Annotated in this window: 12 protein-coding genes; 4 read left to right on the forward strand and 8 right to left on the reverse strand. The window is 60.9% G+C overall.

What is annotated here, in order from left to right; translation table 11 throughout:
- Positions 1-135 precede the first annotated feature (135 nt).
- Positions 136-2,034 carry an N-acetylmuramoyl-L-alanine amidase gene (locus tag ACP8KU_RS11120; RefSeq protein WP_484483761.1) on the forward strand — a complete coding sequence of 633 codons (1,899 nt, stop codon included), beginning with the start codon at positions 136-138 and terminating at the stop codon, positions 2,032-2,034.
- 22 nt (positions 2,035-2,056) lie between these two features.
- Here ACP8KU_RS11120 and ACP8KU_RS11125 read toward each other — a convergent pair whose 3' ends face one another.
- From ACP8KU_RS11125 to serS, 6 genes are all read right to left on the reverse strand, one after another.
- Positions 2,057-2,887, reverse strand: coding sequence for an HAD family hydrolase (locus tag ACP8KU_RS11125; RefSeq protein ID WP_284610688.1), 831 nt, complete (start codon positions 2,885-2,887; stop codon positions 2,057-2,059).
- A 22-nt stretch (positions 2,888-2,909) separates the two neighbouring features.
- Positions 2,910-4,457: a glycerol kinase GlpK gene (glpK, locus tag ACP8KU_RS11130; protein WP_005279713.1), complete on the reverse strand. Its 1,548-nt coding sequence runs from the start codon at positions 4,455-4,457 to the stop codon at positions 2,910-2,912.
- Between the two features lie 30 nt (positions 4,458-4,487).
- Positions 4,488-5,225 carry an MIP/aquaporin family protein gene (locus tag ACP8KU_RS11135; protein ID WP_005285290.1) on the reverse strand — a complete coding sequence of 246 codons (738 nt, stop codon included), beginning with the start codon at positions 5,223-5,225 and terminating at the stop codon, positions 4,488-4,490.
- Positions 5,226-5,237: 12 nt separating this feature from the next.
- Complete coding sequence (locus ACP8KU_RS11140; protein WP_034667312.1) at positions 5,238-6,962, reverse strand: glycerol-3-phosphate dehydrogenase/oxidase; 1,725 nt, start codon at positions 6,960-6,962, stop codon at positions 5,238-5,240.
- A gap of 300 nt (positions 6,963-7,262) precedes the next feature.
- A complete protein-coding gene (locus ACP8KU_RS11145; RefSeq protein WP_284610689.1) occupies positions 7,263-8,894 on the reverse strand; it encodes a lysophospholipid acyltransferase family protein in 1,632 nt (543 codons plus the stop codon).
- Positions 8,895-8,921: 27 nt separating this feature from the next.
- Positions 8,922-10,178, reverse strand: a complete 1,257-nt coding sequence (gene serS, locus ACP8KU_RS11150) for a serine--tRNA ligase (RefSeq protein ID WP_023018148.1) — start codon at positions 10,176-10,178, stop codon at positions 8,922-8,924.
- Positions 10,179-10,243: 65 nt separating this feature from the next.
- Here serS and ACP8KU_RS11155 point away from each other — a divergent pair, with 65 nt between their 5' ends.
- From ACP8KU_RS11155 to ACP8KU_RS11165, 3 genes are read left to right on the forward strand one after another with little or no spacing between them, the layout of a single operon-like run.
- Entirely contained in the window at positions 10,244-10,993 is a 750-nt protein-coding gene (locus ACP8KU_RS11155; protein ID WP_023018149.1) for a GntR family transcriptional regulator, read from the forward strand.
- A 27-nt stretch (positions 10,994-11,020) separates the two neighbouring features.
- A complete protein-coding gene (locus tag ACP8KU_RS11160) occupies positions 11,021-12,070 on the forward strand; it encodes a septum formation family protein (protein ID WP_023018150.1) in 1,050 nt (349 codons plus the stop codon).
- The gene (locus ACP8KU_RS11165; protein WP_005279702.1) at positions 12,071-12,418 is read left to right on the forward strand and encodes a metallopeptidase family protein; all 348 of its coding nucleotides are present in this window, start codon (positions 12,071-12,073) and stop codon (positions 12,416-12,418) included.
- Here the strand turns inward: ACP8KU_RS11165 and ACP8KU_RS11170 are convergent.
- Positions 12,415-13,068, reverse strand: coding sequence for a histidine phosphatase family protein (locus ACP8KU_RS11170; protein ID WP_023018151.1), 654 nt, complete (start codon positions 13,066-13,068; stop codon positions 12,415-12,417). The genes ACP8KU_RS11165 and ACP8KU_RS11170 overlap by 4 nt on opposite strands.
- A gap of 9 nt (positions 13,069-13,077) precedes the next feature.
- Positions 13,078-13,986, reverse strand: coding sequence for a prephenate dehydratase (gene pheA, locus ACP8KU_RS11175; protein ID WP_484483762.1), 909 nt, complete (start codon positions 13,984-13,986; stop codon positions 13,078-13,080).
- Positions 13,987-14,018: the final 32 nt, after the last annotated feature.

The following is a 14,018-nucleotide window of genomic DNA, read 5'->3' on the forward strand; positions in this document are numbered from 1 at the left end:
GCGAGGAACACGGGTCATCGGCGTGTCGCAACAAGATTCACAGTTGTCACACTCGTAGCATCACTATCAACTGTTAACTTTTGGCAACCGTTTTTACAGCTACATCGGCACCTAACTCAACCCAGGGAGAATAGAGTGAAGCAACGACGTCGACTAGTCCCCACGAGGTCACCGTGGACCACACCCGTCATCGCGACGGTTTCCTCCATTGCCCTCGTCATGGCGGCCGCATTCGGCGGCCAGCAGGTCCTCAAAACCCAGGACTCCGGTTCCGGCGGCCCCATCGAGGTGAAAAACGCCTCAGAAAGCTTTAGCGACGCCGACTCCGTCGTCGTTGATGATCCCGCCGTGGCAGCGCAAGGCGATGGCGAGGGCCCGCGTGCCGTCAAGCACTTCCACCGCGACGAACCATTCAACATGTTCGCTGTGACCTGGGAGGGCAAGCGCGACGTGCACTCCTTCGTCCGCTCCAAGCAGGAGGACGGCTCCTGGAGCGAGTGGTTCGATATGGATGCCATGAACTACGGCGATGGCAAGAACGGTACCGAGCTTATTTACGTGGGCGATACCAACGATGTGCAGGTATCCATGGCCAATGTGGACCTCGTGACCGGCTCCAACCTGGATGACGATGCTGAATTGCTCGAAAAAGCAGCCGGCGCTGCGGATGCCAACCGTGCCGCACCGCTGCCCTATAACGTCGGCGATATCGCCCCTGTAGCTGATGAGAACAACACCGACCGCACCACCGTGTCGGACCTAGATGCCGTCTTCATGGACGGCAATGCCCAAGAAGGCCACGCCATCGAACCAACTGCCACCACCGATGGCATGCCAAAGGTAGTTTCTCGCTCCGGATGGGGCGCCGATGAATCCAAGCGCTGCCAGCAGCCCACCTACGATGACGGCATCAAGGCGATGACGCTGCACCACACCGCGGGCTCCAATAACTACACCCCGGCACAGGCCGCCGCGCAGGTTCGCGCTGCCTACGAATACCACGCACAGAACCTGGGCTGGTGCGATATTGGATACAACGTGCTCGTGGATAAGTTCGGCACCATCTACGAAGGCCGTTACGGCGGACTCGACAAGGCCGTCCAGGGCGCCCACGTTGGTGGCTTCAACTCCCATAACTGGGGCATTTCCATGATTGGTAACTACGAAATTGCGGAACCATCACAGAAGATGCTGAACTCGGTAGCAGAAATCGCCGGGTGGAAGGCCGCTATCTCAGGCATCGATCCCACCGGCACCGCTACCCTGACCTCTGGTGGCTTCGGCGGGTCCAAATATGCGGCCGGCGCGCAGGCAACCGTGCCTGCCTTCAGCGGACACAATGATTTCCACTACACCCAGTGCCCGGGTAGCCACACCGTGCAGCACTGGAAAGAGATCCGCGATAACACTAAGCAGAAGTACAACGCGGTTAAGGTCGGCGGCAGCGCCGCTGCAATGAACTGGGATAAGAAGCCATCGATTAGCGGCGGTCAGTCCACCCCGGGCGGGACCACCTCCTCCATCGGCGGTGTCGACATTCCAGTATCGACCATCCAGGCCTTGGCTGGCATCGCCGCCGCGGTCTTCGGCGTCCTGGTTGCCAACGACCGCGTGGCACAGCCGGATACTGATAAGAAGGTTGCCGGTAACCTGACCGCGGGCGATATTCCGAATATCGTCAACAAGGTTGTGCAGCTTTCTAATAACGAAGGCCTCAAGGAATCCTGGACCTCCGTCCTCAACGCCTTTGGCCCAGTCCTGGGACTCGCCGTTGGTGGACCGAACTCCACCGATTCCGGCAAGATCGTGTACCAGCTCTTCCAAAACGGCGTGGTCCTCTCCTCCAAGGACTCCGGAGCCAAGGCCCTGACCGGGGAGATTGCTAAGAAGTGGGCAGAGGGCGATAACGCCTCCAAGCTCGGCCTGCCCACGACCAATGAGATTAAGAACGGCAAGGAAATCCGCGTCCAGTTCCAGGGCGGCGAGATTGTCTACAACATCGACACCGAAAAGGTAGACATCTACACCAAATAGTCTCCTCCATGGAGACGAGGCGCTAGAACCAGCGCTCCAAAACCTTTGCCACGCCCGCCTGGTGGTTGGCCACGGTGACCGCATCAGCGGCCGCCTTGACCGCCGGGAGGGCGTTTTCCATTGCCACCCCGCAGCCGGCCCAGGTGAGCATCTCAATGTCATTGGGCATATCACCAAAGGCAATGGTCTCTTCCTGCGCTATCCCATGCTGCTTGGCCAACCACTCCACGCCGCGGCGCTTGGTGACGTTGGGGGCCGCAACCTCAAGCACGCCCTCCTGCATGGAGTAGGTGATATGCGCCAGCTCCGAATCAATATGGGGAGCAATCAAGTCATAGAGTTCCGGTGCGGAATATTCCGTATTCCGGATAAGCAGCTTGACCACTGGCTGCGCCACCAGCTCGCCCACGCTGACGACGCCAAAACCCTCAAAGAGGGCATTTTCGGAGTAGTGCGGGTCGACGACGAAGAGCTCCTCGGGGGCATCGGCAAGCGAACCGCCCGCGCGTTCCGCGCCAAAGCCGACGGTACCAAGGACGCGCTGCGCAACCGTCACCACCTCTTCTAACGCGTCCGGGTACAGCTCGCGCGCGGATAAGACGCGGTCCTCCGCGGAATCATAGAGCACCGCCCCATTAGATGTCACGCATACCGGGCGCACCGTGAGCTGCTCCAGCACCGGCTCTATCCAGCGAAAGGGCCTGCCGGTGGATAACGCAAAATAAGCACCCTGCTGCACCGCCCGCGCCACTGCGTCGCGGTTGCGACGCGGGACGCGATGATTGCGGTCCAACAGGGTGCCGTCAATATCGCTCGCGATGAGCCGAGGGGCCCGGGTAGGGAAAGTATCCATACCCGCGAGTTTACTTCAGGATTTAGAAGTCCATCTCATCCTCATCGGAGTCTTCCCAGTTCAAGGAACGCTTGATAGCGCGCTTCCATTCACCGTAGAGGTAGTCCACCTCTTCTTGCTCCATCTTGGGCTTGAATACGGTGAGGTCACCGCGCTGGGTATCCAGGATGCTGAGGTCCTCCCAGAAGCCATTGTCCAAGCCGGCAGCAACAGCGGCGCCGGTTGCGGTGGTCTCAATGTTCTTCGGGCGGTGCACCTCCACGCCCAAGATGTCAGACTGGAACTGCATGAGCAGCTCGTTGGTGGTCATGCCGCCGTCCACGCGCAGCTCGGTGATCTCCACGCCGGAGTCCGCCACCATGGCATCCGCCACATCGCGGGTCTGGTAAGCGGTTGCCTCGAGGACGGCGCGTGCCAGGTGTCCACGGTTGGCAAAGCGGGTCAGGCCGACGATGACGCCGCGGGCATCGGAACGCCAGTGCGGAGCGAAGAGACCAGAGAACGCTGGGACGATGTACACGCCACCGTTGTCCTTGGTCTCGCGTGCCAGGTTCTCGATGGCAGAGGAGTTGGGGATGAGCTGCAGGTTATCGCGCAGCCACTGCACGAGGGAGCCACCCATGGAAACGGAGCCTTCCAGTGCGTACACGGGGCGCTCGCCCTCGCGCTGGAAGCAGACGGTGGTCAGCAGGCCGTTTTCGGAGAACTTCGGGGTGGTACCGGTGTTCAGCAGCAGGAAGAGGCCGGTGCCGTAGGTGTTCTTGGCCGAACCCGCGCGGAAGCAGCCCTGGCCAAACATAGCGGACTGCTGGTCACCCAAGATGGCGCGAATGGGAACGCCGGCGAGGGAACCGCGCTCGCGGACGGTGCGGAAATCACCCAGGGACGGGCGAATCTCCGGCAGCATGGACATCGGAATGCCCATTTCCTTGCACAGATCTTCGTCCCACTCCAGCTTTTCGATGTCCATGAGCAGCGTACGCGAAGCGTTGGTCACGTCCGTTGCGTGCAGCGCTTCCTTGTCGCCGTCGCCCTCGGCACCGCCGGTCAGGTTCCACAGCAGCCAGGAGTCAATGGTGCCGAAGAGCAGCTCGCCCTTTTCGGCGCGCTCGCGGACACCATCAACATTATCGAGGATCCACTTGACCTTCGGGCCCGCTGGGTAGGAGTTGATCAGCAGGCCGGTGCGGCGGCGCCACTTATCCGGGCCCTCTTCACCTGCCAGTTCCTTACAGATGGCGGAGGTGCGGGTGTCCTGCCAGACGATGGCGTTGTAGACGGGCTCACCAGTGTTCTTATCCCACACCACGGTGGTTTCGCGCTGGTTGGTGATACCGACGGAGTCGATATCTTCTACTGTTATATCGCCATTGGCCAAAGCCTCCCCCACAGCACGGCGGGTGTTGCTCCAGATCTCCTGCGGGTCGTGTTCTACCCAGCCCTTTTCTGGGAAGATCTGCTCGTGCTCGAGCTGGCCCACGGATACCTGATCGCCATCGTGGTTGAAGATGATGCAGCGGGTTGAGGTGGTTCCTTGGTCAATAGCTGCGACGTATTTCTTATCACTCATGTGTCTAATTTCTCCTGTATAGGGGGTGGATTAAAGCGCAATGGACAATAGGCCAACGGCAACAGCCGAAAGCAGCGGGCCAACAATCGGCACCCATGCATAGCCCCAGTTAGCGCTGCCCTTGTCCTTAATGGGAAGGACGAAGGCGTACATCAAACGCGGTCCCAAGTCACGGACCGGGTTGATGGCGTATCCCGTAGGCGTACCAAGGGACAGGCCGACGGCAACAACGACGAATGCCACGCCGAAGTAGCTCAGTGGGCCCAGCTCGCCACCGGCAGGACCGAAGGCGATGAACATCAACAATACGGTGGTGGCGATGAACTCGGTTACCGTATTCCAGCCATTGTGTGGGTGTGCGGGGGCGGTGAAGAAAATTCCCCCGGTTTCAGAATTGGCGCCGGTAACCTTGCCCTCTTCGTCGTAGTTATTCGCATCGAAGAGTTGCTTGAACGCGGCCCATGCCAGGAAGGCACCGAACATAGCACCCAGGATTTGGCCTAGCGCGTAGAACGGAACCAGGTTCCATTCAAGCGAACCATTGAGCGCGAGCATGAGCGTTACCGCAGGGTTCAAGTGGCCCCCAGTCGGGTCGGCGACGCTGGCGCCGACGAAGACGCCCATGCCCCAGCCCAAGGCGATAACTATCCAGTCGGAGCCACGCGCACCCGAGGTGCGGAGGTTCACCAGCGCACACACGCCGTTACCAAGAAGCAGCAGCAGCGTGGTGCCGATAAACTCCCACAAAAATGCATCAGATCCAGCCATTAGCGCCTCCCCTTATCCTTGAGTCTCGGTCGGACGAGCGGAGCCAGCGCGGACCAGAATGTCGTTAGCTTCGCGGTCGGTCACAGCTGCCTCAGCGGCCAGCTCTGCCTCGGTGTGCTTGGTGAAGGTATCCACCTCGAGCTGCTTGTCTTCCTCGCTCCAATCCAGCAGCGGAGCAACGAAGTCTGCCACGGCAGGAGCTGCGTTGACGCCACGGTCACCAAACTCGATGGCGACGCGGAGGCGACGGGTCAAGATATCGTCCAAGTGCAGCGCGCCCTCGTGGGTGACGGCGTAGCGCACCTCAGCCCAGAGGTAGGTTTCAGCACCGGGAACGGGCTCGAGCAGGGACTCATCGTCCTGCGCAGGAGCCAGAACCTCGCCCAAAAGCGAACCGTAGCGGCCGAGCAGGTGCTCGATGAAGTCCTCGCTCAGGTTGTAGCGGCGGGCCAAGGTAGGAATCTGGTTGGCCAGCGCGTGGTAGCCGGCAGCGCCCAGGATCGGGGTGTGCTCGGTGATGGACTCTGGCACCTTGCCGCCGAGTTCTTCCACGGCTAGGTCAACGGCATCCTTACCGATGACGCGGTAGGTGGTGTACTTACCACCGGCAACGGAGACCATACCCGGGGCCACGCGAGCCACGGCGTGGTTACGGGACAGGTTGGTGGTGGAATCGGACTTGCCGGACAGCAGCGGGCGCAGGCCGGAGTAAACACCGACGATGTCATCACGGGTGATCTGGCGGCGCACGCGCTGGTTGACCTCATCCAGGATGTAGTCAATATCCGCCTTTGTAGGGGCGGGATCCGGAAGGGATAGGCCCTTCTCCCAGTCGGTATCGGTGGTACCGATGATCCAGTAGTCACCCCATGGGATGACGAAGAGGACGGACTTTTCGGTCACGAAGCACAGGGCTGCTTCTGCATCCAGGGCATCCTTTGGCACGACGATGTGCACACCCTTGGAAGCGTGAACGGTGAACTTGCCTTCCACGCCGGCCAGCTCCTGGATCTTGTCGTTCCAGACGCCGGTGGCGTTGATGAAGACCTTACCGCGCACGGTGGTCTCGCGGCCGGTGGCGGTATCGCGGACCTTAGCGCCAACGACGCGGCCGCCGCGGTCCTTGTCAAAGCCGATGACCTCGGTATTGGTGCGCACATCGGCGCCGTACTCGGCGGCACTGCGCAGCACGGTCATCGTGTGGCGGGCATCGTCCACCAGGGTGTCGTAGTAGCGCACACCGCCGACGATGGCGTCTTCCTTCAGGCCCGGGGTGACCTTGAGGGCACCCTTGCGGGTGAGGTGCTTTTGCATCGGCACGCTCTTTGCACCGCCCATGAGGTCATAAAGGGTAAAGCCGCCGAACATCATGACGCGCTCCCATACGTGGTGGGTGAGCGGGAAGATGAACTTCAGCGGCTTAACTAGGTGGGGAGCCAACGTGGACATGTTGAGCTCGCGCTCCTTCAGCGACTCTGCCACGAGGCGGAAGTCAAACATTGCAAGGTAGCGCAGGCCACCATGGAACATCTTGGAAGAGCGGGAAGAGGTACCAGCGGCGAAGTCGCGGGACTCCAGCACCGCGGTCTTCAAACCACGGGTTGCCGCATCCAGTGCCGCGCCGGCACCTACGGAGCCACCACCGATGATGACGACGTCGTAGTCCTCATCCGCGTAGCCATTCCACACATTTTCAAAATATTCGGGGTTAAAGGATTGATTGCTTTGCTGGGTCATTAGAGACCGCATCTCCTTCCTTGGTGCTCATGTGTGCTTGCTCCGACAAACGATGAATGAGATGGCGTAAGCACAGCTAAAAGCAAGTTTTGGATGATTCATGATGGCGACTATTGCGCTCTAAAAAGTAGAGCCAATATCTCCTATCTCCTATGGTAGAGGTCACCGCTTAAACATTCACTAGAGGTTTCTCACACGTAACTTCCGGCCCCGTAAGCAGTCAATTCCCGCCCTTTGATTAGCCAACCAAAAAGAAAACCACCCCCTCGCGGGGGTGGTAACGCCAACGTTTGCACGCGCCTAGTCTTTTTGTAACCGGGCCATCGCTTCCAAAACCTCGGACATACCCGCGCGCTCGGCGGAATACGTCACAGCCTGCGCATCCTTGACCACTTCGATGGGTGCTGTCTCCAGGGCAACGACCGGGATGTGATTCAAAAACCCCTCATCCCCCGGCTCATTACCAAAGACCAATGCCTCGCTCGGCTTGGCTTCCAAATCATCCAGGATGCAGTCCACGCCGGCGGCGGCCGTGGCGGAGGTAACCTTCATCGCCTCCTTATCCAAGAGCGGCTTTTCGGCCTGCTCATCAAGCTGGATATGCCACACCGCCTGCGGGACATCGAGATCCGCATCGCACGAGACCACGATGAGCACCTCCGCCGCCGGGTAGATGCTTTCTAGCGCCGCCTTCAGCCGCGGGGTCAGGGCATCGTCTTCCCAGTTCAGCGTGCTTTGATGCGCCACCACTACGCGCGGGATGGCAGAAAACTGGGCCTTGAGCCGGTGCGGCAGACGGGAAACGATCAGGCGGGACTGGGTCGCTGCGGCGAGCAATCCCTGCTCTACCACGGATCCTTCCCAGATCTCCTTGCTGCTTGCGGCAATCGACGCCTGGGCCTGCGCCACATCCGTCTTCAGCTGGGCCATAACATCGGCGACCTTATCCTTGCCCTCATCCAAGCCGCGGGTTGCCTCTTCCACCACGGCATTGAGGTTGGTCTTGACCCACTCCAAGGTATCGGCCGCGATGTGCTTCTTTTCCTGCGACTCATCACCTTCGTGTGTGTCTTGGCCTTCCTCACCCTTGGCAGAAGCCATGTGGTTGCGCACGAGTTCCACGGTGGACACGGAAACGCGGTCTTTGAGTCCTACCAGGTCATCGCGCAAGCGCCGCACACGGTGCCGCTCCGTTTCTACCTCCGCATCGCGGGCTTCGGCCTCTTCCAGCGTCGGGGCGGAACCGCCCTTGCGCGCGGGCACCCAATATTCGCCGGCGGGCATGGGTCCGAACTCCGCTTCATAATCCTCCCAGAGTCCCTCCAAGGCCTCCTGCATGCGGCGGCGGATTTCTGCGGTATCGGCCTCCGGATCCCCGGTGGGGTAATACGGCTCGAGCGCGGTAATAAAGACCGGAGTCTTGGTGCGGCCCAAGTTCTTTTTGTGGCCCTTTGTCCACAGGCGCTGCGAGCCGAACATCACCTGCGGAACAACCGGCACACCGGCTTCAAAAGCGATGCGGGAGGCGCCGGTTTTCATGCTGCGAATTTCAAAGCTGCGGGAAATCGTGCCTTCAGAAAAGACGCCGACGAGCTCGCCGGCCTCGGCAAGCTCTACCGCCTTGCGCAAGGACTCTTTGCCATCGATGCGGTCTACCGGCACGTGCCCCATAGCGCGCAGCAGGGCGCCCACGCCTGGGGTGCTAAAGATGCTGGCCTTGGCTAGAAAGCGCACCAGCCGTTTTTTGCGATAGGCAATGAACGCGCCGAACAGAAAATCCATATACCCGGTGTGATTGCACACAAGGACGGCACCGCCGTCATCGGGAATATTCTCCTCCCCAGACAGGCGCATCTGCAGGCCTTGGGCCAAGGTGAGGCCGCGCCCGATGTGGGTGATCTGGCGGTACAAGAAATTCGTCGCAGCGTTCATGGTGCTCCTTTAGCTTTGTTCCGCAGGCTACTGCGGCGTGAGGACATCCTTGCCCACGAATGGGCGCAGGGCCTCTGGAACAACGACGGAGCCATCGGCTTGCTGGTGGTTTTCCAAGATCGCCACGATCCAACGGGTGGTGGCCAGGGTCCCGTTCAAGGTGGCGGCCACCTGCGTCTTCCCGTTCTCATCGCGGTAACGGGTGGACAGGCGGCGGGCCTGGAAGGTGGTGCAATTGGAGGTGGAGGTCAGCTCGCGGTAGGTGCCTTGGGTTGGCACCCACGCCTCGTTATCGAATTTGCGGGCCGCCGAAGAGCCCAAGTCACCGCCGGCGATATCGATGGTGCGGTACGGCAATTCCATCGCAGCCAGCATTTCCTTTTCCATATCGAGGAGCTTTTGGTGCATGTCCTCGGCGTCATCCGGCTTGCAGTAGACAAACATTTCTAGCTTGTCGAATTGGTGCACGCGCAGGATGCCGCGGGTGTCCTTGCCGTGGGAACCGGCCTCCCGGCGGAAGCAGGAGGACCAACCCGCGTACTGCAGGGGACCATTGGATAGATCGATGATCTCATCCTTGTGGTAGCCAGCCAGCGCGACTTCGGAGGTGCCCACGAGGTAGCGATCATCGGCTGGCAGGTAGTAAATCTCATCGGAGTGCTGGCCCAAAAAGCCCGTGCCGGACATGATCTCTGGGCGCACTAGAACCGGCGGGATCATCAGCTGGAAGCCGGCTTCCCGCGCCTTTTGCGCAGCCAACATCAGCATGCCCAGCTGCAGGAATGCGCCATCGCCGGTGAGGTAGTAGAAGCGGGCGCCGCCGACCTTCGCACCGCGCTTGACGTCAATGAGCCCCAGGGATTCACCGAGTTCAAGGTGGTCCTTGGGCTCGAAATCGAAGTGCGGGATCTCACCTACCTCTTCAACGAGGACAAAGTCATCCTCGCCGCCGGCGGGTGCGCCTTCGACGACGTTATCGATCTTGTACTGCAGCTCTTCCACCGTGGCCTCAGCCGCGGACCGAGCCTCTTCAGCCTCTTTGACCTTGGCTTTCAGCTCATCTGCGCCTTCCAGCAACGCCGGGCGCTCTTCCGGGGAGGCCTGACCAATCTTCTTGCCCAGGGATTTCTGCTGGGAACGCACCTCGTCGGCCTTCTGGATGGCAAGGCGGCGCTTCTCATCGGCTGCGAGGAGCTGATCCACGAGCGAGGGGTCTTCCCCACGGGTGACCTGGGAGGCGCGGACAACGTCTGGGTTTTCACGGAGTAGCTTGAGATCAATCACGGAACTGATTCTAACGCACTGCCATTGCCTTGCCGTGGTAATAACCAGCGAATTATTATGGAATCATGTCCTCCCTAGAATTACCGGCCCGCGAAATCAGCGATGGCCCCACCCCAAAGCACGCCCAATTGCACGATATTCTGGAGGAATTATGTAATACCACCCTCAAACCCGGTGATATCCTCCCCGGTGAGAGGCTCCTGGAGGAGACCTACGGTGTCTCCCGCATTACGGTGCGCCGGGCCATCGGGGATCTCGTAGCCGCCGGCAGATTGCGCCGCGTGCGCGGTAAGGGCACCTTCGTTGCCCCCAACCCCTTGGTATCGCGCCTGCACCTGGCCTCCTTTTCCGATGAAATGAGTGCTCAGGATGTGGTGGCTTCCTCCAAGATCCTCAACAGCGGCCGCGCGAGCGCCCCGGAGGCGGCCACCAACTTCTTTGGCACCCCTGCCACGGAAGAACAGATTCATTTGCGCCGACTGCGCTTGGGCGATGGCGAGCCCTATTCCATCGATGACGGCTGGTATAACTCCGCTTTTGCGCCGAGCCTGCTGGAAAATGACACCTATAATTCGGTGTATTCCATTTTGGATAAGACGTTTGGCGTCCCCATCACGGACGCGGACCAGACCGTCTCCGCCATTGCCGCCAATGAGGAGATTGCGCCGCTTCTCGATGTCCCCGTGGGTTCCCCATTGCTGCACATCGTGCGCTGCTCGCGCTCGGGGGATAAGCCCGTGGAGTGGTGTTCCTCGGTCTACCGCACCGATAGGTACCACCTGAATACCCGCGTTTCCCGGGATACCTCAATATAGAAAACACCCTGCTTAAAGGGTAAGATAATGGGCCTTATGAAGAAATCACCTGCGTGGCGTTCCGCTGTGGCCGTCCAGATTGCTTTGATCTCAGCAATCGCGGCGGCCGTTTTCATGGGCATCTACGGCATTGTCAGCAACCACGGGTCTAACGGGGGCGATACTACCGCCGCGTCCGAACAGTCCTCTGCGGGCGGTGCCGATGGCTCAGGATCCTCCGATGCAAAGGTGGAGCCTTTTACCTCCGCTTCCGCTGGGTCCTGCGTGACGTGGGATATCAATGAGGATGGCTCTGCCGCTTCCTTCAAGGAGGTGGAATGCTCGGAGCAGCACCGCTTCGAGGTTTCCACCGTGGAGGATCTCAGCGTCTACCCCACCAGTGAATTCGGCCCGGATGCCTCGCGGCCCGCGCTCACCCGCCAGCACCAGCTGCGCGATGAGCTCTGCGAATCCGCCACGGTGAGCTACCTGCACAGCAAGTGGGATCCGCACGGCAAGTACGATATTGCCTCCATCCTGCCGCCGGAATCCGCGTGGGATAATGGTGACCGCACCCTGCTGTGTGGCCTACAGACCACCGATGATCGCGGCGTGCCGCAATTGACCACCGGCAATGTCGAGGCTTCCGAGCAGGCCAATCTGACTAAGCCAGGCGAGTGCTTGGCCATTGATGATAAGCAGGTACCGCACGTCGTGGACTGCGGACAACCACACCAGCTAGAGACGGTATCCGTTATCGATCTGGGCAAGAAATTCCCCGATGCTTACCCGGATGGCAAGGAGATGGATAAATTCCTCTCGGATTCCTGCACCGCCGCCGCTGAGGATTACCTAGGCGGGGAAGAGCAGCTCTACCAATCCACACTGCAGCCGTTCTGGGGCACCGTGTCTGAAGAGTCCTGGAATGGCGGCACCAAGTCCGTAAACTGCTCGCTCGTCCACGCCCGCGATGATGGCGGCTTTTCCTCCATCACCGGCGCCGCCACCGGTGGCCGCCAAGCGCTCTCCATCGATGGCAACCCGCCGGAGGAGCGCCCAGAGCGCAACCCGATTCGCGATAATAAGCCGGCGCCGTAAATGTATTCCGTATCGGAAGAACGCTTCGAGGAAATGGTCAATGACGCCCTCGATCAGGTGCCCGATGAATTCGTGCGCAAGATGCGCAACCTGGTGATCATGGTGGAAGAAGAAAACCCCGATGATCCCACCTTGCTAGGGCTCTATGAGGGCGTCGCCCTGCCCCAGCGCACCTTCGACCACACCGGGTATTTGCCCGATGCCATCTTCATCTACCGCAGCACTTTGCAGCGCTGGGCCGCGTCAGAAGAAGACTTGGCCGAGCAGGTCAAGGTCACGGTCTTCCACGAGCTAGGCCATTACTTTGGCATGGAAGAACACGAACTGCACCAGCTGGGCTGGGGCTAGAGCTCAATATCGGCCCAGCGGGTAAGCGTCCACTCGCCAAATTTCTTGCCGCGCGGCTCCATCACGGTAAAGCGGCAATTGGGCATATAACCGGTATAGGCAAAGTCCGCGTCCGCCCCGGTGGCGTGCTTGGTTACCACCCGGATGGCGGCGCCGTGGCTGACGAGGATGACATCGCGGTCATCGGCAAGCTGCGCCGCAATCTCTTCCAACGCGGGCTGGAAACGCGAAAGCACGTCCTGGAGCCGCTCGCCACCTTCCATGGCGGCCTGGCTATCGCCGTAGCACCAGCCGCGCATGGCCGTATCGTGGCTGCGGTGGGCGGCCTCGCTAGCATCGAGCTCCCAATCGCCGGCGAAAATCTCCTGCACGTTCGGGATGACATCGATGGGAATGGAAAAGCGCGGCAGGTTCCGCTCCTGTTCAAAGGCGCGCGCCGCCAAGGTGGCGGTCTGCTGCGCCCGCAGCGCAATCGAGCACTTGAAGTCGACCTCGCGCTCGCCCACAAAGCCTGCTAATTCCCGGCCCACCTCCGTGGCCTGGTTGCGCCCCAGATCCGTAAGCTCCGCGCCCGGCGGCCGGGTATCAAGCAGCCGGGAGACGTTGGAATGGGTTTGGCCATGGCGCAGCAGGATGATTCTTCCAGTCATGCGTCCAGATTATTGACCCCTGCGCGCCCTCGCCACCCAAGCATCCGCCTCCGCCAGGTCCCGCGGTGGGTGGCCGACGGGCGTAGCGGTGGGCCAGGAGCCCAAAAAGCGCAATTCCTCTGCCCGCAACCACACTGCGCGCAGGGCCTCAGCAACCGGCTGGTCATCGATATGCCCAATCAAGTCCACATAGAAGCGGTAGGTGCCAAAGGTCTGGCGAGTCGGCCGCGACTCAATCCGCGAGAGATCCACCCCGCGGTGGGCAAAGTCTTGTAAGGCCCCCACCAGGGTTCCCGGCTGGTTGGGCAGGGTAAAAATGACGCTGGTGCGATCCTGGCCGGTGCGCGCGGTCGGGCGACCCGGCAGGCCCACCAACACAAAGCGGGTGGCCGCGCCCTGCACGTCCGCCACGCCGCTCGCCTTGGTTTCTAGGCCGAAGATTTCAGCCGCCCGCGCTGGCGCCGCCGCCGCGTCGACCTCCCCGCGCGCTACGGCCTGCGCCGCCGCCGCATTCGAACTAGCCGGCACGAATTCCACGCCCGGCGCGTTCTCCGCTACCCAGCCGCGGATTTGTTGGAAGGCCACCGGGTGCGTACTGAGGCGCGTGATGTCTTTCGTTCCCGGCCTTGTCATGATGCTGAAGGTAACGGGGATATCTACCTCGCGGTAAATCTGTACGGGATCGCCTTCTACCAGCGCGTCAAAGGTCGTCGTCACCGCCCCATCCACGGAATTTTCAATGGCGACGCAGGCATAATCGGCCTGCCCGGCGCGCACGGCCGCCACCGCCGCTGATGGCGAGTCCACCGGCAGGGTCTCCACGGTCCCCCCGCGCGCTTCCCACTCGGCGGCGAATTTGTGCACGGCGGCCTCCGTGAACGTACCGGCGGGGCCTAAGAAAGCGATGGTTGTAGTCATACCCGTCACCTTAGCCCACTAGACTGGTGCGC

The organism is Corynebacterium sp. LaCa_282, from assembly GCF_057198125.1.